The 25979-nt window shown below is 61.5% G+C and carries 17 protein-coding genes; 4 read left to right on the forward strand and 13 right to left on the reverse strand.

Going from position 1 to position 25979, the window contains the following annotated elements; translation table 11 throughout:
• Positions 1–28 precede the first annotated feature (28 nt).
• The 6 genes from MUN85_RS02645 to MUN85_RS02670 all read right to left on the reverse strand — a co-directional run bounded on the left by MUN85_RS02645 (position 29) and on the right by MUN85_RS02670 (position 13017).
• Positions 29–4123 (reverse strand): beta-galactosidase, encoded by a 4095-nt coding sequence (locus tag MUN85_RS02645; protein ID WP_250505258.1) that lies wholly within the window; start codon positions 4121–4123, stop codon positions 29–31.
• Between the two features lie 201 nt (positions 4124–4324).
• Positions 4325–8206: a cadherin-like beta sandwich domain-containing protein gene (locus MUN85_RS12640; protein ID WP_348647932.1), complete on the reverse strand. Its 3882-nt coding sequence runs from the start codon at positions 8204–8206 to the stop codon at positions 4325–4327.
• Entirely contained in the window at positions 8203–9615 is a 1413-nt protein-coding gene (locus MUN85_RS02655; protein ID WP_250505259.1) for an alpha-L-fucosidase, read from the reverse strand. Before MUN85_RS02655 ends, MUN85_RS12640 begins: the two co-directional genes overlap by 4 nt.
• On the reverse strand, positions 9615–10565 hold the full coding sequence (locus MUN85_RS02660; RefSeq protein WP_250505260.1) for a carbohydrate ABC transporter permease: 951 nt from the start codon (positions 10563–10565) through the stop codon (positions 9615–9617). Before MUN85_RS02660 ends, MUN85_RS02655 begins: the two co-directional genes overlap by 1 nt.
• Positions 10562–11542 carry a carbohydrate ABC transporter permease gene (locus MUN85_RS02665; RefSeq protein ID WP_250505261.1) on the reverse strand — a complete coding sequence of 327 codons (981 nt, stop codon included), beginning with the start codon at positions 11540–11542 and terminating at the stop codon, positions 10562–10564. The genes MUN85_RS02660 and MUN85_RS02665 overlap by 4 nt, the downstream gene beginning before the upstream one ends.
• A 62-nt stretch (positions 11543–11604) precedes the next feature.
• Complete coding sequence (locus tag MUN85_RS02670; RefSeq protein ID WP_431603537.1) at positions 11605–13017, reverse strand: extracellular solute-binding protein; 1413 nt, start codon at positions 13015–13017, stop codon at positions 11605–11607.
• A gap of 433 nt (positions 13018–13450) precedes the next feature.
• Here MUN85_RS02670 and MUN85_RS02675 point away from each other — a divergent pair, with 433 nt between their 5' ends.
• Together MUN85_RS02675 and MUN85_RS02680 are read left to right on the forward strand one after the other, a co-directional pair.
• Positions 13451–14485: a LacI family DNA-binding transcriptional regulator gene (locus MUN85_RS02675; protein ID WP_284500851.1), complete on the forward strand. Its 1035-nt coding sequence runs from the start codon at positions 13451–13453 to the stop codon at positions 14483–14485.
• A gap of 36 nt (positions 14486–14521) precedes the next feature.
• The gene (locus tag MUN85_RS02680) at positions 14522–14764 is read left to right on the forward strand and encodes a DivIVA domain-containing protein (protein ID WP_250505264.1); all 243 of its coding nucleotides are present in this window, start codon (positions 14522–14524) and stop codon (positions 14762–14764) included.
• Positions 14765–14833: 69 nt separating this feature from the next.
• Here the strand turns inward: MUN85_RS02680 and MUN85_RS02685 are convergent, their stop codons facing one another.
• The 4 genes from MUN85_RS02685 to MUN85_RS02700 form a co-directional block, all read right to left on the reverse strand.
• The gene (locus MUN85_RS02685; RefSeq protein WP_250505265.1) at positions 14834–16015 is read right to left on the reverse strand and encodes an acetate/propionate family kinase; all 1182 of its coding nucleotides are present in this window, start codon (positions 16013–16015) and stop codon (positions 14834–14836) included.
• Between the two features lie 10 nt (positions 16016–16025).
• The gene (pta, locus tag MUN85_RS02690; protein WP_250505266.1) at positions 16026–18074 is read right to left on the reverse strand and encodes a phosphate acetyltransferase; all 2049 of its coding nucleotides are present in this window, start codon (positions 18072–18074) and stop codon (positions 16026–16028) included.
• A 63-nt stretch (positions 18075–18137) separates the two neighbouring features.
• On the reverse strand, positions 18138–18482 hold the full coding sequence (locus MUN85_RS02695; protein ID WP_092563005.1) for a DMT family transporter: 345 nt from the start codon (positions 18480–18482) through the stop codon (positions 18138–18140).
• A 27-nt stretch (positions 18483–18509) separates the two neighbouring features.
• Positions 18510–19073, reverse strand: a complete 564-nt coding sequence (locus tag MUN85_RS02700) for a hypothetical protein (protein ID WP_250505267.1) — start codon at positions 19071–19073, stop codon at positions 18510–18512.
• A gap of 33 nt (positions 19074–19106) precedes the next feature.
• On the opposite strand from MUN85_RS02700, the gene MUN85_RS02705 reads away from it, so the two are divergent.
• Both MUN85_RS02705 and MUN85_RS02710 read left to right on the forward strand, forming a co-directional pair.
• Positions 19107–19886 (forward strand): SURF1 family protein, encoded by a 780-nt coding sequence (locus MUN85_RS02705; protein WP_250505268.1) that lies wholly within the window; start codon positions 19107–19109, stop codon positions 19884–19886.
• On the forward strand, positions 19883–20527 hold the full coding sequence (locus MUN85_RS02710; RefSeq protein WP_092563015.1) for an FMN-binding negative transcriptional regulator: 645 nt from the start codon (positions 19883–19885) through the stop codon (positions 20525–20527). The genes MUN85_RS02705 and MUN85_RS02710 overlap by 4 nt, the downstream gene beginning before the upstream one ends.
• Here MUN85_RS02710 and MUN85_RS02715 read toward each other — a convergent pair whose 3' ends face one another.
• Genes MUN85_RS02715 through nrfD form a run of 3 tightly spaced genes read right to left on the reverse strand, consistent with a single transcriptional unit; the run spans position 20528 to position 25978 of the window.
• Positions 20528–21526, reverse strand: coding sequence for an ATP-binding protein (locus tag MUN85_RS02715; RefSeq protein WP_250505269.1), 999 nt, complete (start codon positions 21524–21526; stop codon positions 20528–20530).
• A complete protein-coding gene (locus MUN85_RS02720) occupies positions 21504–24686 on the reverse strand; it encodes a molybdopterin-dependent oxidoreductase (protein WP_250505270.1) in 3183 nt (1060 codons plus the stop codon). Before MUN85_RS02720 ends, MUN85_RS02715 begins: the two co-directional genes overlap by 23 nt.
• On the reverse strand, positions 24683–25978 hold the full coding sequence (gene nrfD / locus MUN85_RS02725; RefSeq protein ID WP_250505271.1) for an NrfD/PsrC family molybdoenzyme membrane anchor subunit: 1296 nt from the start codon (positions 25976–25978) through the stop codon (positions 24683–24685). The genes MUN85_RS02720 and nrfD overlap by 4 nt, the downstream gene beginning before the upstream one ends.
• Between the last annotated feature and the right edge of the window lies 1 nt (position 25979).

Below are 25979 nucleotides of genomic sequence, written 5' to 3' on the forward strand. Positions count from 1 at the left end.
CAGCCAATGGCAGCGCCCCGTCGCTTCGTTACGGCTGCGCTCGTCGAGCGCGCCAGAATAGGACCCCGCCAGCTGCCCCCAACGCTAGGACCGCCAACCCGGCAAGGGCGCTTGTCCCGCGGACGCCCGTGATCGGTAGATCGCCAGGGGCATCCGCCGACGGGCGCGAGCTCGGGGCGTCCGTTGGCGCCGCCGATGGCTCGGCCGTTGGTGTGCTGGTCGGCGACCAGGTTGGTTCCTGCGTCACAGTCGCACTCGGATCGGGCGAGGGCGTGCTCGTTGGAGTCTCGCTCGGCTCCGGATCCGGCTCGATGCCGGAGGTACCCGGAAGGGTCGTCGAATGAACTGCGCGCAGCGTGACGCTCTCGGGTCCCATACCATCATCCTTCGCCGCGACCGCGATCGCGATGACGTTCTCGCCGCGCGGATTGAGGAAGCCGCTCGGAATCGTAAACGATGTCTGCGGACCGATATCGCCGATGTAGACGCCGGTGTTCCAGCCGTTGACGAGGATCGTTGCCTGCGACCCATCTGAGTGTGGTGCCCGCTCGGAGTTGATCTCGAGGCGGAAGGCGGTGTCCTGTCCGACGGGGACATCCAGCCGGGTGTGCGCCCGATACCATGTGACGCCCGCGGGGGAGTGGAGGGAATCAGCCGGCTTCCAGGAGTGATCGTCGAACTGCGGAGTGTGCCATCCGGCAAACTCACCGCCCAGGCCACCGTTGTTGTACAGCGTCCCCGAGGGATTCAGGGCGCTCGCGGCAGCGCCCGCCGTCATGGCGCCCATGATCCGCCAGGTCACCTCACCGGTGCTGTTGAGGCTCGCGTCGAACAGGCCACGGTTTTGCTTTGAGAGCCCGTCATCTGACCAATCGAGGTTCTGACCCAGGTTATGAACGAGTACCGCGACGACGACGGGTTGGCCCTTCGTGACGCTGCCCTTTGGAGCGCTCAAGCTCTGCGCGGTGCCGGCAGCTGGCAGGGCTCCGGCATACGTGCCGTTCACCCACACCTGCATGAACGCGGGGTTCTTTCCTTGGGAGGGGACACCGGAGCCGCCGTTACCGATGAACGTGAGCGTCGGGTCGTCGCTGGCAGCGGTGTAATGAGCGCGGTACCAGACCGAGCCTTCGTACTTTCCGTAATGGTTCGAGTCCAAGACGACGCCCTGGGAGGAACCCGGCCCCTGCTTGTCGGGGTTCGCGGCAGCCGTGTCGTTAGCGCGCTGCCAATGGGAGTCGTTGAAGTCAACTTCGCTCTCGCGGTGGTCGGGCGCACTCACGAACTGAAGCGTGATGGGGGCGACGTCGCTCGGACCAGGGATCTCTCCCTTCGCGACGCCTTGGCTCACGTCTGCGAGGTCTTTGCCGTTCCACGTCACCGTCGAGGTGCCCGCCGGTGCAAGGACCCGGATGTCACCCGCTTTGGACGCGGAGCCCGTTAGGGCGAGTGTCGTTCCGTCATAGTGTGCGGTGCGCGTCAACTCAACGCCCTCGATCGCCGTTGTGACGAGCGATCCGTCCTTCATACCGTCGATAAGCCAGGTGGTCACCGCGGCCGGGCGGTCAATGATGCGGAGCGTCAAGGGAGTGCTGCCGTCGTCGATTCTCACCTCGTACGGCCTTGTGCGATGCGTGTAGTTGAGACGAAGCTGCCCGGTTTCGCCATCCCAGGTTTGTTCCACATCGCCGGTCACCTGTGGACGCGTCTTGTAGTGCAGTACGGTCTCGCCGTCGGCATCGGTGGCAGCAACGAGATATTGCGTGTGGCCAGCCTCAGTTGCCAGTGGGGCGCCGAAGAGTTGGGAGGTGGTGTAATACAGGTCGTGGCCTGCGATCTTCTTGTCCGCTGTCAGAACTATGCCGTCGCGGCCGTCGATCACGAGGGCAGTGCCTTCCTTCTGAGGCACCTTCGCCCATCCGATCTCGCCCTCCTTTGGTCCCTCCCGGCGCGGAGTCAGCGACGCGCGAGTGGGGAAGTAGCGCACCGCGTCGAGGGAGACAAAAGTGTCAGATGACCCCTCGAAGGGCGTGCCGTCAACCGTGACCGTCACGACGTGTTCGGCGGGTTCCGCACCTTCGGGCGCGCGCCAGGAGTGCACGACCTGTTGCGGCTGAGCGCCAGTAGTGACAGTTTCCTTCGTCGTACCGACCACTGTGCCATCGACACTAACCGTCGCGCTGCCATGGTTTTCGGAGAAGGGGGCAATGAGATCGAAACCGACCCCGGTAAAGCTGAAGGAGTAGGTGTCGCCCGCAGTCTTGGAAAAACTCTCGTCACCGCCGATATCGCCAGCGGTCCAAGGCTTACCGGAGGCATGCTCCCACGAACCGTTATAGGTGATGACGTCGGTTTGGGAGTTGTTGATCTCCACGGGCTGATTGATGTTGCTGCTGACATCGAAGGCATCGAGTGAGACGACTGAGCCCTGCGTGCCAGCGTTTTTCACCGTGATCGTATGCTCACCTGCGGATAGGCCGCTCACCGCATATGCCTCAACTTGGGCGGGCTTGTTTTGCTCGGTGTCGACGTGGCCCTTGGTGACGGTGACGGGCTCGCCGTCATCGATCTGGACGGTGAAATCTCCGTGATCAGTTCCCGTCCCAATGATGAGGCGTGCCCCAGTTCCCGTGAAGGTCAGCGTCGCTGTATCGCCCGCCTTTTCAGAGCGTTTGAGCGTCCCGCGAGATGCCGTGCCGTCCGAAACATCAGTCCAGGACCCGGAGTAAGTGATTGCTGGGTCACGGTCGTCGTGGGAGAAGCTTGCGGTTTCGGCGCTATCGGCGACACCGAGAATGAGCGGCATCGTAAAGGAGGTCGTCGTCGTAGCGTTCGAGTCCTTCAGACGCAGCGCGATACTGCGTACGCCGTGACCGGTGGCCGAGCCGTCGGCAGTGACCGCTTGCCGCATGTACGCACGCACGCCGCTACCGGAGTCGGAGAGCTTTGGGTTCTTTCCAGGATCCATCTGCGCCAGCTCGGGAACTGCCTTTTGGTAGTACCCGATCTCCTTTTGGACCCCGGCCTTGGCGGTTAATACGCGGTCTTCGGTGATTCCGGCGCCGTAGTCGTAGGACGTAAAGCCCGAGGAAGGCGATCCCGTCCAGCCCCAGTTCGTGCCACCAAAAGCCATATAGAAGTTGAATGCTGTGACACCGTTACCGATGTTGTTGACACCCCACTGCCTGGTAAATGCTTCATCGGTGTAGGTATAACAGTCGGATGCGTTGTAGCTCGCACCCCAAGGAGTGAATGCCCCGCCTTGCGACTCCGTGATGAAGTGCGGTGAGTCCGGAGCAAAGCTACGGAACTGGGTCTCGGAGTCAGCGATCTGATTGCGAGGCGCGGAACAGTTGAATCCCACGGGATAGCTGTCGTAGGCGTAGAAGTCCGTGCCTACTTTCCCGATATCTTTGAACCGCCCACCGAGGGCATAGTCGTTATGAAAGAGTGGCACGTCGATGCCGTCCGCCCTCACGAATGTCGCGAGTTCGCGCAGGAAAGTATCGCGTCCTTGGCTCTCATCTAGGAGTTCGTTCTCCACCTGATACATGATGATCGACCCGCCACCGTTAGTGATGAGGTGTTTCTTCGCGATCTGGTTGAAGGCGCTGAGCCAGTCCTTGGAAGCCTGCAGGACAGCGGGATCCGTCGAGCGGAGCCGGCCGGCTTCATTTGTCATCCAAGCGGGCAAGCCGCCCATAGAGATTTCAGCATTGACATATGGTCCTGGTCGAGCGATGACATAGAGGCCTTCCTCCGCGGCCATCGTCAGGAGAAGGTCGAGGTCCTTGATCGAGCCTGGAGAAAAATCGAAGTCGCCGCCCTTTTCTGCTTGGTGGAGTCCCCAGAAAAAGTAGAGAGATACCGCGTTGTAGCCGTTAGCGCGCATCTTCTGAAATAAGTCGCGCCAGGCGTTGGGATCAGGAATCCGCCAATGGTGGATCTCGCCAGACCAGATATTGAGGCGCTGGCCATCAACCATGAACGAGTGTTTGTCGAAATCGACCGTGTGAGGCTTTCCGTCGTTACCAGGGAACTCGATTGCTGCTTTCGGATAATGTTCGGCGGTGCTCGGCGTCGTATCCGTTTGTGCTGCGATGGGGCCCGGATCCAGTGTCACTAGGAGTCCGAGCAATGAAGCTAGTGTGACTGATGCGAATTTCTTCATCGGTATCCTCGTCGTTGAGTTCGCGTCTCGCTCCCTTTTTGCGATCAGGGGTGAGCGAAGTCGCTGGGTTTACTGGGATCTGCGTTGTCGTTGGTGCGCCGATGCGATCGGGGGCGCCCGCTCTTCCCGGACGCCCCCGATCAACTTAAGCCGCTAGCATGTCCGCTTTCGGTGGACGAGAACACCACCTGCACCCGTCAGTGCCAAGGCAGCTGCTGCTAGCAACCAGCCCGCTGAGCCTGTTACGGGAAGCTGCCTGGGCGACGAGCCCGAATCGGTCTGACCTCCGCTAGGCGTCGCTCCACTTCCCGCTCCATCAGTCTCACCCGGGGTGGGCGCGTCCGTGGGCGCGTCCGTCGGCGTGGGAGTGTCCGTCGGCGTGGGAGTGTCCGTGGGCGCGTCCGTCGGCGTGGGAGTGTCCGTGGGCGCGTCCGTCGGCGTGGGAGTGTCCGTGGGCGCGTCCGTCGGGGTGGGAGTGTCCGTGGGCGCGTCCGTCGGGGTGGGAGTGTCCGTGGGCGCGTCGGTCGGGGTCGGAGTATCCGGTTCGTCGCACTCAATTAGGCGCAAGTCCGCGATCGATGTGAACGGCTTGTCCGAGTGGTTGTCCCACAGGGCTAGGCCGAAAATCTTCTCGTCAGATTTGAAGATGACAACTTGTTCTTCGTCATGCGCGGTGAATGTCGCGTCGACAATCTTGGTCATTCCTTGCCATGACTGACCTTCGGCATCAGGCATGACATCAGATTCGGGTGCTGAACTCGCACCAAAGATCGTGACGTTCTTCGGACCATCGTTGACGTTCTGGCGAGGAGAGTAGGCGAGCCCGCAAACCTTGCCTCGTTCTCCCTTGTCCATCACTATCGCGTGGGGGAAGGGCGGCATATTAGGTGTCCATTCCGAATGCCAGAATGTGGCGAGATCGGGATTGGTGTCCGTGCCATCAAAAGCGGCTTTAAGGAGGCCGTTCGGAGCGGATTCGCCCTCGAGTGCTTCCGAGTCCACCCACACTGGGGTGGGATGGAAGGGCTTTCCGACCTTTTCTGCCGGAGACGGCTCCGCAGGAACTTCGGGTGCCGGGTTAGGCGCCGTCCAGAAGAGGAGGGCTCCTTGTCCGCCACCCAGAGTCAGTGTGACGTCAACAGTTTCGTCGGACGTCCCAGACGGTTCGACGGTAGCTTCCGTCGCTTCATAGGTTTCCGGATCGACGACCATGAGCTTGGAGTTAGAAGTCGGCTTTGCGACCGTCAACTTCACTTCCTGGACCGTCTGCCAGTAGGCGCCGTCGTCAGTGCGGGGCTGAAGGAGCGTTGAAGGCAACTTGGTAGTTCCAACGAGACCGTTGACGACCATCACTGCCTTTGGCTCGATTACACCGTCACCGAAGATCTGCGATGTCTTGGAGTCTTCGAGTCCGGGGATCTTGTCGAAGTAACCAAGGACTACGTCGCCTGGCTTGCCCCCATTAATCGATCCCTTGTTCTGGGCTTGCACATCGACGACACCGAACTCAGCCGAAACTTGACGCGCTTCAGCAGAGTCGAAGCTGTTCATATTCCAACCCTTGGGCACCGAGTTTGAGGCGCGATCAGGATATGTCCCGCCCTTGGTCGCGACGTAACGGTTATTCAGGCCAACCAGGTACTTGCCCATGCCTCGCACATCATCGAAGACCTTGGCATATTCGTAGAAGGCTCGAGTGGGGGCGCCATCGTGATCAAACAGGGAGCCGAAGTCGAATCCGTTGTACTCCATGCGGAACAAGCCGAGCCACTTCTGGCCACTGGCAAGCGACAGCATCGGGATGATGGCCTTCTGGGATTCGGAGAAGTTCGCGTCGAAGGAGTAATCGAGATACTGGCCGTAAAGCACCGGGCTAGAGCCATCTCCTGTCAGCCCTTCAAGCGATGCCTGACGCTGAACCTTCCACATATTTGAACCTAGGAGACCGTTGACCATCTCAGAGGGCTTCTTCGGGCCGTGGGAGCCGAAGACTCCTCCGCCACCGAAGTAGTAGGTGTCCCATGACAGCAGGTCCGGCTTAGCGGTCTGCACATAGTGCGTCATATTGCTGAGATTGCCCCACGACGGATTCTCATTCTGGTTTGAGTGCACCAGAGCGCCGGGGTATGTGTTCTTGGAGAACTTGAACCACTTGGCAAACAGATCGACTTCTGCCTTGGAGTAAGCGCCCTCATCCCCGTACTGAATGTCGACGAGGTTCTTAGCGTAGGGAAGCATCTCGTCCGTGAGGAACGTATGCGGCTCGGGGTTAGCATTCATCGAGTTGCCGCCGCCCGGCGCCTTGGCGATCGCCCAGTTGCTGTCCTTGAGACGAGCCATCACATTGGAATCGAAAAGCGGGGGATCGTAAAACATGGGGATTGCGCCGCCCGTGAGTGCCTGCTCACGCGCATCCATGACGCCACGAGCGAAGCCACCGGAGGGGACCCAGGCAGGAAGCAGAATGCCGTGCTGAAGTGCCAGCGTCTGGGCTCGGTTGACACCCCATAGTCCTTCTCCTGGATCGAACATCTCAGGAAGAGAGTTTCCCGTAAGCGGCGTAGTCTCAGGTGCCTCAACACCCGATGGCAAGCCCCAGGCTTCGACCTCCGAGAGTTCTAGCTTCGAGATCTCGCCGTTCGAGGGGACCTCGTTGGTAATGACATCGTTCAGCCACACCCGAATGTTCGTGGCACGCTGATACGAGTTGAAATCCCAGTAGAAGATCCCGCCGGCATCACGTCGTAACGCGGCACGGTCTGCGATCAGTTTCCAGGGTTGGCCTTCATCGGACTGTACGGCGATCGACACGTGATTGCCGCCATGCCACCACGCAACCTCCTTTGAGAAGGATGGTTTGCCAAATGCAGTGATCCGCGAGATATCTCGGGGCTCGGAAAGCGAGATCTCGAAACCGGTGACAGTTTCGTTCCAATCCGAGGACTGCGCAATCGAGCTGAACCACGCTGTCGCGTGATTTCCGTCGGTCAACTTTGCGTTGTCCTCATCGGACGCACCATTGGCTTTGACTGTAATCGGTGCCTGGACATTGCCGCGGAAGTCAGTCTCAACCTTGTTGACATTGACGACGTAGGTTGCGGATTCGCCGCCCTTTTCAACCACGACTTCGATCGGATTGATTCCGGGTGCGAGGCGCACAGTTGCGCGCCCCTCAGCGTTCGGCGTCTTGCCCGCCACCTTGACGTGGGCGCCATCGACCGTGCGCACACGCAACGAAATCGAATCTGTGTGGAAAAACGCTGTCGCAACATACGTGTGCGTCGAGGGATCAAAATCGACAGGCTTGCCTGGTTCACCGAACGGGAGCTGGTCGACGAAGAGATCGCTCACCAGCGCGTTCGACCCGCTGCCCTCACCCGGTGTTCCCGGTTCCGGGGCCTGAACGCAAGGAATCACTTTGATGTCGGAGGCAGACATTTGTGCCTTGCCGGCTGCGACGGCCTGTAGTCCGACAATCGCGAACGCGGTGGCATCGGACCGTTCGAAGACGATGTCCTGCGGGTCGTTGATCTCTTTGAGTTCACCGCTGGCAATCTTAGTGCCACCGTCAAACTCTCCGGCAGCAGCCGACTCACGCCACTGTGACAGATCGTCAGGCTTGCTCGGCGTGGACTCGAACGCGTACACGTCGTACTTACCCGGGGTGTTGGATGCGCCGTGGACATCGTCATAGGTGGGCCGCGCCGTGTACTGGATCCCGCAGATACCGCCCTGCTGCACTCCGTCCATCACGATGGCGTGCGGGAAGTCAGGGGACTCGCCGTCCCACTGCGTTGTCCAGAAGGTGACATCCTGCGGCGAACGACCGGAATCGTCATCCGTGAGAGCTTCGTTTCTTCCGTTGGGGGCTGACTCAGCGGGTTCTTCTGAATCGGTCCACGCAATGTTTGGGTGGTAGGGATCTTGCGGTGTCGTGGGCGCAGCCGTTGCGACTCCCGCTAGGGTTCCTGCCGCTAGAGCGGTACTGGTCATCGCGGCGGTCGCAATGACCGCCAAGGTCTTTCGTATTTTCACGTTGTACTCCATTGTCCCGAGTGATCTTCCATTGCTTTGCGAAGGCTCACACCACACGCAAACCGGCTGTCGCTATGCAGACTGACGGCAGGCGACCCCGCTGACGAAAGGGTTTCGCCGCCCAATGCCTGCGCAACATAACCTGCTGGCAGGCCCGTGATGTCAATCTGTGTGGGTGTCTCCCGATCAGAAATGAGGATGAAGAGGGCAACTGATCCGTCCTCGGTCCGAACGCTGTATGTAGGAACCTTCTCGCCGTTGATGGTTGCTGATACCTGTCCGAACTCATCTTCGGTGTAGTCGTCGAGGGCCCTTGAACCGTAAATCGCGTGGCCATAGACATCCATCCATTCCCCGATTTCATTCAAGGAATCGACAATGTGCCGGGAAAGACCACCCTCCCCATCGGGACCAATACCAAGCAGAAGGTTTCCACCGCGCGAGACGACTGCGAGTAGCGTCTCGATCATGTCGCTTGTTGGTTTAGTGGGATCATCCTTCTTCAGCGAGCACCATGAGCGGGTGAGCGTTAAGCAGCATTCCCAGGGCATATCTAGCTTCGAGTCTGGGACCCGCTGTTCCGGGGTTCGATAGTTCTCATGTACGCCATGGACCTCTCGATCGACGACCAGGATCCCGGGTTGAAGGTCTCGGGCAATCTTGGCGATGCCGTCGATATCGATCGGTTCCTCCGGAGGGCGTACCCACCCGGCGTCCAACCAGAGCACATTCATCTGTCCATAATTGGTGAGCAGCTCGGCGATTTGATCGTGAGTGAACTCGACAAACCGTTGCCACTTGCGAGGATTATCTTCGATCGAGTAATTCGCAAATCGATTCGAGATGGGAAGGGAACGATCCCAGTATTCAGCCCGAGACCAGTCTGCCTTTGAGAAATAGACGCCGGTCTCCAGGCCCTCAGCACGGAACGCTTCGGTTACTTCCGCGAAAATGTCGCGCTTGAGGCCCGCTTCTTCCGAGGTGGATTTGAAGTTGGTGTAGGCGGAGTCGTACAGGCAGTAGCCATCGTGGTGCTTCGTTGTGAAGACCATGTAACGCATACCCGCGCGTGCACAGATCTTTGCCCACTCTGAGGCCTCAAAGTTCTTTCCCTCAAAATCACGAAAACGGTCGAGGTACCAGGAGTGGTATTCGGCGTCCGTTCCGGAGAATTCGGCTGGTTTGTCGGTGAAAGATCCTAGATGCTCTCGATGTAAGGACCAGGAACCGGCTTGGCCGATCGAGGAGTAAATGCCCCAGTGAATGATCACGCCAAACTTGTGGTCTTGCCACCTCTTTAGGTTCTCGGCGACGAGCGGATCGTCGGGGTATGTGTAGCCCGGATCCGGCCCGACAGCCAGTGCACCGGCAGCTTCCAGATCATCGGGCGAAAAATCAAATTCTTCCATTAGTATTTGAGTCCTCCATCTTCGATTCCTCTAAAGAAGTATTTTTGGGTGAACAAGAAGATGACCAGGACAGGCAGCAGTGCGACGATTGCACCCGCGAGCACCTGCTGGTACGACACTCCCTGAATCGAATTCTTGAAGGTCGCAAGCCAGAGCATCATGGTCTGCTTTTGGGGGTCCGGCAAAATGAGCAATGGCCACAGGAAATCGGACCAAGCGTAAATAAAGGAGGTTAGTCCGACGACCGTCAGCGCGCCCTTGACCTGCGGTAGGAAGATGGTGAAGAAGCGCCGCCATTCGCCAGCGCCGTCGATGAACGCAGCGTCCTCGATCTCATCGGGAACCGAGAGGAATGCCGCACGCATGAGCAGCAGGTGGAACGGTCCGAGCATTCCAGGTAGCCACACGCCTGTGAGCGTGCCATAGAGATCGAGCGCAGCGACCTGGTTGAACAGCGAGAGCATGATCGATTCAAAGGGGAAGATCATCGCGCTTGTCACGACGATGAACCAGAGGTTTCGTCCCGGCCAGCCACGCCTCGAGAGCATATATCCGCCGACTGACGCAAGACAGATATGCGAGAGCACGGCGAGGGTGCAAACGAACAGGGAGTTGGCGATTGAGCGGACGACGTATGAATCTGCGAAGAGCTGCTCAAAAGCTCGTAGTGACCAGTCCTGGGGAAAAAGAGTTGCACCCTGGCCAAAAACTGGTTCGCCAGGTGCCTTGAACGCTGCCAGCAGTGGCAGGGCAAGGGGAGCGATGAGGCTAACCAGAACAAGAGTCAGCACGATGTAGCGTCGAACGAGGCGTCCGCCCTTGAGCCGGGCAGGCGGCTGGTTCATCGAGCGTGCCATCTTGCGGCGCTTGCGCCAGCCCCCAATGATGCCTTGCTGGGGTGCTGTGCCGGTCACCGTCGTGACAACAGTGGTGGACTTGTTGAACGTCATTGTTGCTCTGCTTTCTTGTTCAGGCGGCGCGAAGCAATGATGAAGCCGAGGGTCAAGAGGAACAGGAAGACGGAAGCCGCGCTGCCTCGCCCAAGGTGCCCGAATGTGACGTCAGAGAAATCACGCAGATACATCGTGATCGTGACGGTGGGGGAGTTCGTCCCGCCAAGGAGGTATACCTCCGTGAAGATCTTCAGACAGCCGATTGTGCTCAGAATGCCTACGAGGTACATCATTACGCGAACAGCGGGAACCGTGACCGTAAAGAAGCGGCGGATTGCTCCGGCGCCGTCCATTTCGGCTGCCTCATAGAGCGACTTATCTACGTTCGCAAGAGCCGATAAGTAGAGAATCATGTAGTAGGGAAGGCCCTGCCACAAGGTGATGATCATGGCCGAAAACAAGAGCAGCCAACGATTCGAGGTGAAAGGAATCGACTGCTCGATGAGTCCGATCGACTTCAACATGTTGTTGATGGGGCCCTGGTTGTCCAGGAGGGAGGTCCAGGCGAGCGAGATGACCACCAGTGAACAGATTGCAGGGATGTAGTAGAGCGAGCGAAAGACACCGATTCCCGGAACGTGATCCCGCACGAGGAGTGCGAGCAGTAGGGGAAGGATAATCATCAAAGGTACGACGCAAATCGCGTAGACGATCGAATTGAGAACCGCGTCCCAGAACTTGGGGTCGCCAAGGACGTACTGGTAGTTCTCGATGCCGTTGAATTCGCCCATGCCGCGCAGTGGCCGCGACTTCGTGAACGAAGTAAAGAGGGTGTTCACAAACGGGAAGACATAGAACGTCAACACGACCAGCACAGGGACCGTGACCCACAGATAGGGGACCCAAGGCTTCCGGAAACGCGCAGCACCGTTGAGAGTTTCGTACTGCGACCCCGCGCGCCGCTGACGTTTGCGTTGAAGTGTCGCCCATTTTGAGGTCTTGTCGTTGGCGTTTGCGTGGGACTCAACCGTCATGGGACGCTCCTTTCAATCAAAAGGTGCGGCGTCCGCCCGTCACGAGCGGACGCCGCACGTGACTAGTCGTCCAGGAGTGCCGACAAGAGGGTGTTCATTTCTGACTGCGCCTTGTCCAGAGCTGCCTGGGGTTCGACATCCCCTCGGACTGCCGCATTGAAGTTGTCAACGAGCGCCTTTTGGACCTGGCCCGTGACGTAGAACAGCGGGAGGAAAGCTTCGGTGTCCTTGGCCTCAGCTGCTGCCACCTCGTAGGCCGCGGAGAAGACTGCATCATCGGCGCCCTTGGGCGGTTCTGCGATGAGCTGGTCCAGAGCCTTCGTAGCAGTGGGGAAGATGATTGCGCCACCATCACGCGTCCACGCGAGGGCTTCGTCATCCGAGCCAACAAACTGTGCGAACTTCATCGCCAGCGGTGCATTCTTTGTGGTTACGGAGATCGCAAGGAACTGGCCGTTGAACAGGGGCTTGACGCCTTCGGCTCGCGGGTAGCTTCCCACGCCGGTCTTTTCGTAGACCTGAGGATTGTTTTCCTTCACGCTGCGAAGGAAGGAAGCGTTCGGCGTGCCGAAGGCGAGGTTGCCGTTGTTGTAGGTCTTGCCCGGATCCGGATCACCGGTCAGTGAGTCCGGCGGAATGGCGCCCTTTTTAAAGAGCTTGGCCATCTCTTCCAGCCAGGTCTTGGCCTTCGGGTCGGAGGCAAAAGTGAACTCGGTGTTGTCCTCGTTCATCATCTTCACGCCCATAGCGTGCAACTCTGCAGGCAAGTACCAGTTGGCGTTTCCGTAGATGCCGTAATCCCCGTTGTTGGCGTCGGCGATCTTGTCAGCAAACTGGAAACGCTCTTCCATGGTGGCGGGAGACTTGTCCGTGTCCAATCCGGCGCGTTCAAAAACGTCCTTGTTGTAGGTGGTGATGAACGGGCCGAAGTACCACGGGATGGCCGTGTGGTGGCCCTGGAAGCCGACGCCGGTCGAATCCCAGATGGACTTCACAATGTGATCACCTGCACCGGGGGCCTTCACATCGAGGTCCATAAGAAGGTTGGCCTTGGATAGCGCCAGGATCGTTCCCGAGGGAACGTTGATAACGTCGGCCATCTTGCAACCCTGAGCCTGCGTGGCCATGAGGTTATCAAAGTCCTCCGAGCCGCCCTGGTCGGTCCACTTGATCTTTGTGCCCGGGTTAGCTTGCTCAAACCGCTTGATCTGGCCCTCGAAGAACTCCTTAAAGTCGTTCTGAAGACCCTGGGTCATGAAGGTGATCTCACCTTCGACCTTGGATGTGTCAATTGGCTTGTCGTCGATGTTGCCTTCCGGAACCTCGCACGAAACGCTTGGCTTTGGAATGCCGCCTTCGCCGCCGTTGGACGAGGTTGCTTTGGTGTCTCCTCCACCTGCGGCGCATGCACTCAGACCGAAGGCCACAGCCATTAGGGCCGCAGCTCCTCGAAGTGCTGTTGGACGATGTGTCATCGGTACCTCCGTTGGTCCTAGTCATCGCGGCTGCGCGGATCGTCTAATCCGAGCACCTATCACGTGTTAGTTAGTGACAACTTAGTGTACAACGCCCGATTGTTCGATCTCCATTGGATCTCGAATTGTTATCGTTTCGTTATCTTTAGAGATCTTCGGTTCTCACGGGGTGCACTCTTAAGGTGTGGCTCAAATCAACCGGGCAAAATGGAATCAGTAGCTATCCAATGCTGCCTTCGAGTGATGTGCGTTTCTGTTCTTTCCAACATTTGCGCACCGGCGCTGCCCTTCGTTGCGGTGGCTGAGCCTGCAGGGGAGTCCGGATCGAAAGCCCCCTTCGTGCCCGTGGCTGCGTGCACGTTCCGCCAGGCCACTGGCCGCATAGGACGGGTATCCTAGAGTTTGCTGTAACTTCCAAATTCTAAGGTTCGTGATGGCTCGCTCTAGCCGAGCAGATGTGGCAAAACTAGCGGGGGTCGCACCGTCGACCGTGTCATTAGTGCTCAATGGTCACGCCGAGCAACTCAAAATCGCTCCCGATACGGTCCAGCGGGTCCAGGAAGCAGCGAACTCACTCGGCTACGTTCCCCACGCGGCAGCCCGCTCCTTGCGTTCGCAAAAATCGCGACTCCTCGGCTTGTTTATGCCGGACCTGACTGGCGACTTCTTCATCCCGATCGTGCAGCAGGTCGTCCTGCAGGCAATCGCGGCGGGGCGTTTCCGTGGCTACACCGTCGTCCCCATTCTCCACCCGCTCGAGTCGCCGGCGACGCTGCGGTCAATCATGCGAGATCTCGACCTTGCTGGGGCAATCTGCCACGTCCAGTTCGCCAATCATCCGCTGACTTCGACGCTCACGAAGATGGATGTTCCGCGGGTGTACATCTCCCCGCACGAGACGGAGCACGAGCCCGTGGGCCACGGCCTTGTCGCGATGCGGGAGGCCCAGTCGGTTACCGAACTGTTTAATGCGATCGAGCACAAGGATCTTGGAGAAGGCGCGTTGGCCTACGTGTCCGGGCCAGAGTACTCACCGGTCCTCAAGGACGCGATCACTACGGCTTCGGGCGTGGAACCCATCCAGGTTTCCGTCAATTCCTGGGCGCCCGTGGCCGCCGAGACCGCCCTGGCCAGCCTGTGGAAGGACTTCCCAAAGGTCAACGAGGTGTGGTGCTCGCTCGATGTTTACGCCATCGCCGCCCGCTCGCTAGCGCGAGCTTCTGGACGCCGGGTGCCAGAGGATGTTCAGATCATCGGCTTCGGTGATCGCGAGGGCATGGACGAAATTGACATCACCTCCATCTACTGGCCGCTGAAGGAAATGACGGACCTCGCGCTGCACCGTCTGGTCGACGCTATTGAGGGCGACGACAGTGCCGGCGAGCCCGAACTGTATTCCCTGCCCACGACTATTCGACTGCGCGGATCCACCCGAAACCTCGTCGCACCGGAGGCAGCTGCCGACTAGCGCGGCGCTTGCGCGGCGCCGTGATGAAACTGCGCTATGTCGTTTCACAGCGGACCCCTAAACGACACCGACCAGCTCGTGGCGATGGTGAGCGAGCTGAAGTTCCAGCAGACCAAGTTTCGCGCCGGCTACGACCAATGCGACGTCGATGACTTCTTGGATCTGCTGATTGACGTCATCAAGGACGGCAAACGCGGCGACGAGATGACGCAACTGGTCGACGGCGCCGTCGAATATCCCAAGCGGTCCCTTCTTAAGCGCATGTTTGGCCGCGACTAGCAGCCGCCGATACTGATAGCGACGCCGCCCCGGATGTCCTCCCGGGCGGCGTCTGCGTAGTTTTGGGGCTTAGATCGCGGCGACCGTTTGGCGTGCGATCTCCCATTCCTCGTTGGTTGGAACGACGAGGACCTTGACCTTGGAGGAGTCGCGAGAGATCTCACGGATTCCGCGGCCCGAGGCGCGGTTGCGGGAATGGTCGAGCTTGATGCCAAGGAACTCAAGGCCCTCGGTCGCCATTTCGCGCATCTTCGCATCGTTCTCGCCGACGCCCGCGGTAAAGGTCACGACGTCCAAGCCGCCAAGGACCGCGGCGTAGGAGCCGATGTATTTCTTGATCCGGTGGGCGTAGACCGCGAGCCCGACGCGCGAGTTGCGGTCCCCGGCTTCGGCCATCGAGTGGACGATGCGCAGATCGTTTTGGCCGGTCAGGCCCTTCATGCCCGAGCGTTTGTTGAGCAGGTTATCGATGTCGTCGATCGACATGTGCGCATTGCGGGCCAGGTGGAAGACGGCGGCGGGATCGATGTCGCCGGTTCGGGTGCCCATGACCAAACCCTCCAGGGGGGTCAGTCCCATGGACGTGTCGACTGCGCGGCCGGCATCGACCGCGGAGGCGGAGGCGCCATTGCCAAGGTGCAGCACGATCTGCTTGAGGTCCATGCGGCCGAGGTGGTCGGACACCGTCTTGGAGACGTACTGGTGGCTCGTGCCGTGCGCGCCGTAGCGGCGGATCGCGTACTTGCGGGCGACCTCACGATCCAGGGCGTAGGTCGCCGAGGCTGCGGGCAGCGACTGGAAGAATGCGGTGTCGAAGACGACGACGTGCGGGACGTTTGGTAGCAGCCGCTGCGCGACCTTGATGCCCGTCAGGTTTGCGGGGTTGTGCAGCGGTGCGAGCGGGACGAGGGCTTCGATCGTGCGCATCACGTCGCGGTCGACGACGGTGGCGCGGTCGAAGAAGGAGCCGCCCTGAACGACGCGGTGGCCAACGGCCACGATGTTTGACTCGTGCAGGTTCGGCCCGACGGTGGAGAACAGCTCCAGGACTCGCTCCAGCCCCATGGCGTGGTCGCGGATGGGGTTATCTTCCTCGACTTCCTTTTCGCCGAAGACGTGGCGCAGCAGGGAGGAGCCTTCGCCGATGCGCTCGACGAGGCCCGTCGCGATCGCGCTACCGTCGGTGGGATCGACCAGCTGGTATTTGATCGAGGAGGATCCGGAGTTAACGACAAGGACGGTTTGGTTCATGACGGGGCTCCTAGCCTTCGGCCTGGATGGCGGTAATCGCCACCGTGTTGACGATGTCGTGGACGAGCGCGCCACGGGAGAGGTCGTTGACGGGCTTGTTTAAACCCTGCAGCACCGGGCCAACGGCGACGGCGCCGGCGCTGCGCTGCACGGCCTTGTAGGTGTTGTTGCCCGTGTTCAGGTCCGGGAAGATGAAGACCGTCGCCCGGCCCGCCACCTTCGAATCCGGCATCTTCGTTGACGCCACCGCGGCGTCGACGGCGGCGTCGTACTGGATGGGGCCCTCCACGAGCATTTCGGGGGCGCGTTCGCGAACGATCGCGGTTGCTTCGCGCACCTTGTCGACGTCCGCTCCGAAGCCGGAGGATCCGGTGGAGTAGGAGAGCATCGCGGTGCGCGGATCGATGCCGAACTGCTCGGCCGTCGCTGCCGAGGAGATCGCGATATCGGCGAGCTGTTCGGCGGTCGGATCCGGATTGACGGCGCAGTCGCCGTAGACGAGCACGCGGTCGGCCAGCAGCATAAGGAAGACCGAGGACACGATCGAAGTGCCGGGCGCGGTCTTGATGATCTCGAAGGATGGCTTGATCGTGTGGGCCGTCGTGTGGGTGGCGCCGGAGACCATCCCGTCGGCGTAACCGAGGTGGACCATGAGCGTGCCGAAGTAGGATACGTCGCGCACAATTTCCTTGGCGCGATCCTCCGTCATCCCCTTGTGCGCGCGCAGCTTCGTGTACTCGGCGGCGAATTCGGGCAGGTAGTCAGAGGTGGCCGGATCCAGGATCGTGGCCGCGTCGATATCGAGCCCGAGCTCGGCGGCGCGGGCCCGGATCTGGGATTCGATACCAAGGATCGTCAGGCGCGCGGTGCCACGCGCAAGCAGGGTGGAGGCGGCGCGCAGGATGCGGTCGTCTTCGCCCTCCGGCAGCACGATGTGCTTGTTGGCCCTCTTCGCGCGCTCGAGCAGTTCGGCCTCGAACATCAGCGGGGTGACGACGCTCGGCTCGGAGACCTCCAGCAGCTGCGCGAGTTCGTCGGCGGGCAGGTGAGTGTCGGCCAGTTGCAGGGCGATATCGACCTTGCGCTGGGTGCGCGTGGTGAGGCCGCCGCGCGTCGTCGCCACGATCTGGGCCGTCTCATAGGTGTTGGTATCGCAGGTGATGATCGGCAGCTTGGAGGCGAAGCCGGAGACGAGTTCGGTGACGATCTCATCAGGCTGGTAGCCGCCGTTCAGGATGATGCCCGCGAGGGAGGGAAAGCCCTCGGCGGCGTGCGCCGCGAGCAGCGAGATGAGCAACTCGGAGCGGTCGCCGGCAGCGATGGCGACCTGGCCCTCGCGCAGACGCTCCAGGATGTGCTCCACGCCCATGCCGCATACGAGGAGAGATTCGGCCTCCCGATCGAACAGGGCCTCATCGCCGGAGAGCACCGTGCCGTTCAGGGCGCGCTTGAGATCATCGACCGTGGGGGCGGTCAGCAGCGGGACTTCAGGCAGCACCCACACCGGGCGGGCGTCACCGAGCGCCTGCCGGATGTCGGCTTCGTCACCGTCGGCGCGGTTGACGACGACACCGACGACGGAGGCATGGCCCGCGCTGATCTCGGAGACGGCGAGTTCGGCGACCTGCCGGATCTCGTCGGGGGTGCGCCCGGCGCCGCGCACCGTCAGCAGGACGGGCGCGCCGAGGTTGGCGGCGATGCGGGCGTTGAAGGCGAGCTCGGCGGGACCGGCGACGTCGGTGTAATCCGAGCCGATGATGACGACGAGATCGCATTTGGATTCGATCGCACGGTAGGCCTGGACGATCTGGGCGAGGGCCTCATCCGCGTCGCGATGCAGCTCCTCGTAGGTCACGCCGACAACGTCGTCGTAGGCGATATCGGCGCTGTCGCGCTGCAGGAGAAGTTCGACGAGAGCGTCGCGTTCACCGGTGCGAACGACGGGCCGGAAGATCCCGACCTTGCCCACTCGTTTGGTAAACATATCGACGAGTCCGAGGGCAATGGTGGATTTTCCGGTCTCGCCTTCCGGGGAGGCAACGTAGATGCTGTTGGCCATGGGAAGTTCGCACTCCTGGGCGTCGGTGATCAGTTTGATTACCAGCCTAATGGGCAAAATCGGTCACGGCCGTGCATTAGGTCCTACGGCGGGGTCGGACAAAATATTGAGGCCCGCTACACACGCAACAATGCCAAGGACGAGGAACAGCTTGGCGACGGTCAGCGTCTCAGCGCCCGTAATGACGGCGTAGGCGAGGGTTGTGACGGCTCCGACCGCGACCCACACGGCATAGCCCGTTCCGACCGGGATGTGCTTGAGGGCGATGCCGAGCCCGCCCATGGAGATCACTGCGCCGATGACGAACCAGATCATCGGGACGAGCTTGGTAAAGCCCTCGGTCTTCGCGAGCGCGACGGCCCACATGGTTTCGAAGGCGCCAGAGACGATCAAGATGACCCAGGGCATGACAACTACTTTCTGCTTCGGTCGGAACTATCGGGGGTCGGGCAGATTACGGCCCGATTCAAGGACAAGGAACGCCGTGAGGATGCGTGCGATGACGACGTGGATATCGGAGTGCAGGCCGCTCGTGAGTTCCGAGAGGTGATCCAGCAGGCGGTCGAGCAGGCTCGTATCGAGGTCCGTGAACTGCTGGAGGCGGTGCTTCCGCCCGGCCTCTTCGTCGCCGGAGCGCCAGGAATCGGCCTCGGCCTGGCACCAGTCGCGCTGGCGGGCGCAGCTGGTTGCGAGTGCCTCGTCGCCGGGATTGCCGTGGCTCAGCTCGACGAGGTCACTCTCGGCGCTGCGGGCTGCTGCGCCGCGCTCATAGGGCAGGATCATGCGGGCGCTCGTCACGAGGCGCTCGCCGCCCTCATTCGTCCAGGCCATCGAATCGAGCAATCGGCTCACCCACGTGCCGTCGCGCAACTGGGCGACGAAGTCGTCGGTGGCGGGAGCGACCGCCTGGCGGACGCACTCCCAGCCCTTGGCGCGATCGGAGGCGACCGATGCCATGTGGTTGCGCATCTCGGGGGTGAGGGGAGGAAGGTCATTCATGCCCCCAGGATAGGTCCAGATAAGCTGAGGGGCATGGCCCGCCCCATCTCCGCTCGCGAGTTTGCTCGCGCCGCCCTCAGCGCGCGCATGATCGGCGTTTTCATCCTGCTAGCGATCGCCGCCGTCGTATGCGTGCAGTTGGGCTCCTGGCAGCTTGACCGCTCCCTAGAACGAGGCGAGGCCGGAGCGCGCGCCGCGCAACAGGAGATGCTCTCGGCGCAGCCGCGACCACTCGATGAGGTCCTCGCGCCCCAAACGGCGTTTCGCGCCGAACACCTCGGTGCCAAGGTCACCGCGCGGGGAACCTACGGTGAGCAAGTGGTGATTCCCGGCCGGCAGGTCGATGGCAACGCCGCAACGCTCGTCGTCGCGGATCTCGTGATCTCATCCGGAGAGCATGCCGGCGCCCACCTTCCGGTCCTGCGGGGCTGGATGGCCCCCGATGCGGCGGCTCCACCGCCGCCGAGCGGCGAGGTCGAGGTGACCGGCTACCTCGCCAACTCCGAGCAGGAAACAACGACGTCGCGAACACCCGGCACCCTCTCGAACATATCGTCGGCGCACCTCGTCAACCTGTGGGGGACCCCGATCTACAGCGGCTACCTCGTGCAAGAATCCACGTCCGCCGACAGCGCAGGTCTCGCGGTAGCTCCGCCACCGGACCTCGTGAAGGACTCCGGCCGAAACTGGCAGAACCTGGGCTATGCGGTCGAATGGTTTATCTTCGGCGGCTTTGCGCTCGCCTTGTGGGTGAAGATGGTGCGAGATGAAGCCGCTCATCAGCAGCGCGACAAGGAGGCAGCAGCCGCATGATTCCGCACTACTTTGCCATGGACGAGCAGGCCGCTCGTGACTTCGTCTTTTCCCAGGCGGCGGGCACACTCGTCACGACGCGTGAGGACGGCAGCTTCGATTCGACCTTCCTGCCGCTCATGTGGGAGGGCGATCGGATCCGAATGCACATGGGGCGCGCCAACGATCAGTGGCGCCACGGGGATTTCCCGCGCCCAGCCATCATCGTGTGTACCGGCCCCCACGGGTATGTCTCCGCCGCCGACTACGACATTCCCGAGGGAATGTCGATCGCCTCGACGTGGGACTACACGCAGGTCACCCTGCACGGCCGGCTGGAGGTCAGCGACGACGCGCAGGCTGCTCGATGCGCCGCGGTCGATCTGTCCTACATGCATGAGCGTGAGGTCGCGGAAAAGCTCACCGATGACTACCTGGCGAAGGCCTCCAAAGCGATCATCGCGGTGACGTTCACCGTCGAGCGCATCGAGGGGATCGCCAAACTCAGCCAAAACAAATTGCCGCACGAACGAGAAAAGATCGTGGATCGGCTGCGGGCGCGGGGTTGCCCGGAATCCTCGGCGCTCGCGGACGACATCGAGGCTGCGCCCTCAAAGGCTCGCCGCGTGCCCTACCTCGGTCCGCTCAAGAGCGCCCACTAGCTACCAGCCCAGCTGCTTAAAGACGTCGGCGGCGATCGCCTCGCGTGAGTCGCAGGACGTGCACAGGCGAGTTTCGCCCGGGTGCAGCGGCCGATCGCACCGCTCGCAATGGGCGGCGTATACCCGTGCAATGACGGGGTTTGGCGGCATACGGTCGCACACCAGAGCGAGGGCATCGACCGGGCATGTCTGCACACAGATGCCGCATCCGACGCACGCGGATGGCTCGACCGACAGCTCGAAGCTCGCCCCGAGGTCCACCGCGGACAGCGCGCGCGTCGGGCAGGCCGGCAGGCAGGCACGACACGCGGTACACACCGAGCGTCCACGGTCATCGCTCGCGCCGATTGGCCGCGGGTAGAGCGGGTGCCATGCGCGGTGCCCGAGCGCACCGATGAAGGTCTCGCGCCGCTCGAGGGCCCCGGCGGGGGCGGCTGGCCCCGGTGTCGGCGTTGGCGGCAGGACGGCGAGGAGCTGGCGCCGGTTCATCGTGACAGACCGGTCCGATCGGGCGGGCGGCTCGACGTCGGTCAGGTGGCTGACCGGCTGTGGCAGGCCAGCCACCTGCAAGGCCCCACGCAGTTGCGCGACGCTCGTCTCGACTTGCGCGGCAGGCGCGATGGGGCAGTCCTGGCAATTCGCGGTGTACAGTTCGATCCGCGTGTCGGTGGCGCGCAGCGAGCTCAGGACGTCCTCGGGAGTGACGGCGACCAGGCAGGGGGTGGCGCCGCCTGCCTGGTCGCACGTGAGGTAGCACGCCGACTCCGTGTGTCGGACATCGGGATGCCCACCCGAGATCGCGGCCGTCGGGCATGCGGGGATGCAGGCACCGCACGAGGTGCAGTCGGCGGCCGAGACACGCGCCGCGCCGCCCGATGCGAGCTCGATAGCTTCGTTGGGGCAGGAATCAGCGCACGCCGCGCACGGGAAGCCAGCTGACCGGACGCACGCGGCGGGCGTAATCGCTGCGGGCGGGCTAAGCCTTTGCCACGTCGACACGAGTATCGAGCTGCGCAGCGCCGCCACCGATCGGATCGGAGATGCCGCCGCCACCATCATCGTCATCGAGCAGGTCATTGACGGCGATGCCGCGTCCGCGGTCAGCGGCAAACCCGTGTTCCTCGTGACCGGCGTTGATATAGCGAGCCGATGCCGTGTGGCCGTAGGCAGGTGTCTTCTTCACCGTCTGACCATCCACGACGTAGTCTGCCGATCCGTACTGTTTGTGGCCAAAGGCCGCGTCGGCGCCGACGATGCCCGGCCGGATTCCTTCGGTCACGTGGGCGATGCCCACGGCTTCGCCCGCCCCCGAGGTGATCCGGACCTTGTCACCGCTCTTAATGCCACGGGGTTCGGCGTCTCGCGGATTCATTGTGAGGTAGTTCGTAGACCGAACCTCCCGTAGCCACGTCGAATTGACGGTGCGATGGGTGCCCTGTTGGCGTGCCTTCCAGTTCACGAAGGCGAGCGGCAGGTCGGCGCCCGGAACACTGCTGCCATCGGAGCGCACATGCTCGCGAACGACGGGAAGGCCATCGAAGAAATCACCCGTGATGGCATCCTTCGTCGCGGCGACCTTTGGGTCATAGAACTGGCAGAGCCCCTCATAGCGGGACTTCAACCATTCGCCCTCATAGCCGTTGGCGTGGTCGTCACCGTGCTCTTCGAAGCGTCCGCCCCGGTTGAGGACCGTGACGACCTTTGGCCATTCCTCGGCGGTGACGCCAGCGCGCCAGACCTCTTCATCAAAGCTGTCGCCGAGCGCCTTCGTGCGGGCGGCGGTGAACAGATCGAGTTCGGATTGCGGCGCGTCGGCCACCGGCTTCTTGCCGGCGTAGGCGATGTTCGCCGCCATCTTCATGTAGTAGTCCTCCACCGTATTGAAGTGCGCGCCGGGGCCGAACGCATCGGTGCCCACTCCGGGTACCTCCATCGCCTTGGCGAGTTGGAGGTAGAACCACTCCGTTGCTCGCGGCCCATCAAAGGCCTTGGTAACGGGCTGGCCAAATTGGGTGACGGCGTACTGCTGGCTGGGGTAGATCGACTCCTGTGTGAAGCGCTCCAGGTAGGTCGTATCCGGCAGCAGCACGTCCGCATAGGCGGAGGAATCGCCCATTGTGATGTCGAAGGCGACAAGCAGCTTGATGGCCTCCATATCTTGCATCATCTCGGCTTGGCGGTGCGCTCCGGGTGAGGAGTTCAGCGGGGAGTGCCGGTGGATGAACAGGGCGTTGAGCGAGTACGGATAACCGATAGCGGCCGAGGGGAGAACCTCATGGCAGAGGTTCCCCGGGAAGGGATACCAGCGACGCTTTGCCGGGTAGCCGTCGTCCTTAAACAAGGTCGACTGTTCGTACTTCGCTTTTTCGCGGGTGATGGGGATACCCCACGCCTTGCGCGCATTGGGAACCTTGGTGAGGTCATAGCGTCCCTCAAGCGGTTTGAATCCGCGCTGGGCCGTGATGTGGCCGCCCTTCCAGTCGTGGTTTCCGAGCAGGAAGTTGATATAGCCAATGGCCCGCACGGTATCAAAACCGTTGGAATGCATCGCCGGACCGCGGTAGCTCATGATTCCCGCGCGCTTGCCATGGGAGGTTAGATCGCGAGCGATCTGCTCGACCTGATCGAGCGGAAGGCCGGCCTCTTCGGCGTGCTCGGCGACGCTACGGTTGGAGACGCGTTCCTTCAGGAGGGTGAACACGGATTTAACGCGCACGGGGCCGTTCGGGGTATCGACTTCTTGATCGACTTCCAGGTCCGCGGGTCCGCTCGCCTCGGAGGCCGGGGTGAGAACACCGCCGACGAGGACCATCGGCTCGGGATCCACCGGCTTGCCGTCTGCTCCCGGCTCCGGCTCGGGTGCTCCATTATCGACGACGGAGAACTTCCCGCGCTTTTCGTCTTCGACCTTCACCAGGTAGGTGGCGTCGGTCCACGTGGGTTCGCCGATCGCCTCGGCCGCCTTCTTGCCCGGTGCCCTGAGGTAGGCCTCGTCGTAGCGTTTCTCATCGATCATCCAGCGCAGGATTGCAAAGGCCAGATGAATATCCTTGCCGGGCAGCACGGGCGCCCAGATGTCTGCCTTTTCAGCCGTCTTACTCATGCGTGGATCGACGACGACCATCGTCATGCCGCGGGCGCGAGCCTTACCGATGCGCGGAGCGAGCCACGTTGGGCCCTTTTGTGCCGTGAGCGGCTCGGTTCCCCAGACGACGAGGTAATCGCAGTAGTCGATGTCCATGTACATCCGCTTGTATCCGGTATCCGGATGAGAGCGGGCGTTGGCCACCACGCCGGTCACGCCGCACGTGCCGCCGTGGTTGAACTGGTTGATGGAACCGAAGGATTGGTTGAACATCCGTGCGCCAAGGAGCGCCATCCGGTCGCCGCCGAGCATCGCCATGAGGTTCGATTTCGGGCCGAAATCGGGATGTTTGGAATCGATCAGGACATCAGCCCATGCGGCGTCGAAGTCTTCCTGGCTCATGTCGCCAGCTTCGACTTTCTTCCAGTCAGCCATGATGGGCTTTTCGGGCGCGAAGGCGTACCAGGATTTCAGGCCCGGAACTCCGAGCTCCGCATCGCCGTTGAGGACGATGTCGAGCGCGTCATCCCAACTGATTGTCTGCCACTTTCCGGAGCCACGCGGACCCACGCGCTTCATGGGTTGTTTGATTCGTGCCGCATCGTGCGCGATTTGCACACCGGCTTGTCCCTTCAGGCAGGCGATACCACCGGAACGGGAACGGGCATTCTTTTTCATATCGCCGATTCCAGTGACCGCATCCTCGGGGGAGGTGTTGTAGGGGATCGGCCCAACCGGCTGCGTGGTAAGTGGCGAGTAGGGGTTTCCTGCGATCTTGCGGATGAGGCTCGTAGCCTCCCCACCTTCCGTGGGCGTGATGCGTGCCTTGATCGTGCAGAAGGTGTTGCACTGCATGCACATCGTGTGGATGACCTCATCGGCGCTGTACACCTCGGCAAGGTCACCCATGCCGTGCTGGGTCTCTTGGCGGAACGGGTCACCAAAACCCTCGCGCCACAGTGCGCCGACGACGGCCGCGCCGCCGACCGCCGCGGCGGTGCCCTTCAGCACCGTGCGGCGCTTGGTGCCCTGGGGTTCGGTCTCGTTGGTCGGGTTCGGGGTCTGCTCAGTCATCGGGCATCCTCCAGTTCAGCGACGCGGTCAGGGTCTTCTGCCGGGTCAGGATCGTGAACGGCCTGCCATTCGGAAAACAGTGAATAGGCCAGTGCGCCGGCCGCAATGACAAAGACGCACACGAGAATTTCGGAGAGGGTCGGGAAGTACCAGTTCTGTGGGAAGCCCTCCATCACGGGGACCGCGAGTGGTGGGACGACGATGTTGAACCGTACCCCCACAATGCCGACGACCACCATGCACGCAGCCGCCACGATCCACTTCGGATTGTTCTTCAGTGGTGAGAACAAAATGATGGCCGGAATCGTCAAGCCGATCGCCATCTGCAATATCCAGAATGTCCACCAGTAGGGGCCGGTCAGCATGAGGGCCATGATCGTCCCGTCATGTTCGTGGAAAGCGAGGAAGGGGACGATGAACTCGTAGAACGTGAGGCCCAGATCCACGACGACAGCACCGAGCAGCACAACCGACATACGCTTCAAAAGCGGAATGTCAGGTTGGCGTCCCGCCGCACGCGCCTGGAAATAGTGCACCGCAATAAGCAGCGCGGTACCTGAGACGATCGCTGAGACGACAAAGATCACGGGAAACAGCCCGCCAAACCACATGCCGCGAGCCTTCACGACGGCGAAGATCGTTCCGGTGCCGCCGTGAACACCGAAGATCGCAAGTGGCACTCCGATCGTGCCGAGGATCCGCATCCAACGGTGGGCTTTTTGCAGGGAGTCGACGAGCCGGTATTGCACGCGTAAGGCGATGACCAACTCGGTAATGAGCAGCGCGATATAGAGCAGGTAGAAGCGCACTTCCCAGGACAGGGGAGAGGTCCAGTGGAAGTAGAACATCGTGTTGAAGGCTCGCTCGAAGCGCCCCAGGTCCAACCCGATGAAGACGAGTGCGACGCCCATGGAGACGATCGCGGAGGTGAGAGCCGCCCGGCCGATGCGTTCGAACTGGTACATCCCAAAGACATAAACAAGGGAGGAGAGTAAGAACGCGCCAGCTGAGAGGCCAACGAAGTAAATGTAGAACGCGACCCACGCGCCCCAGGGCATGTGGCTCGTGAGGTCGGTAATGGCAAGGCCCTGAGTGAGCCGCTGCCACATGGGGTAAGCACCGGCCAGCAGGCAGAGCCCAAGGAATCCGTACCAGATGATGCGGTTGCGCTGGGTCAAGAAGGGGTAGCGCTCGAAGGACCACAGGCCTTTGCGGCGGGTGGCCGGAGGCAGGTTGTCCTCGTGAGCGTCGTCGGTGACGAGGACATCGCTCGTGGGTGCGGCGGAAGTCATC

Source organism: Bowdeniella massiliensis, from assembly GCF_023634005.1.
GTDB lineage: Bacteria > Actinomycetota > Actinomycetes > Actinomycetales > Actinomycetaceae > Bowdeniella > Bowdeniella massiliensis.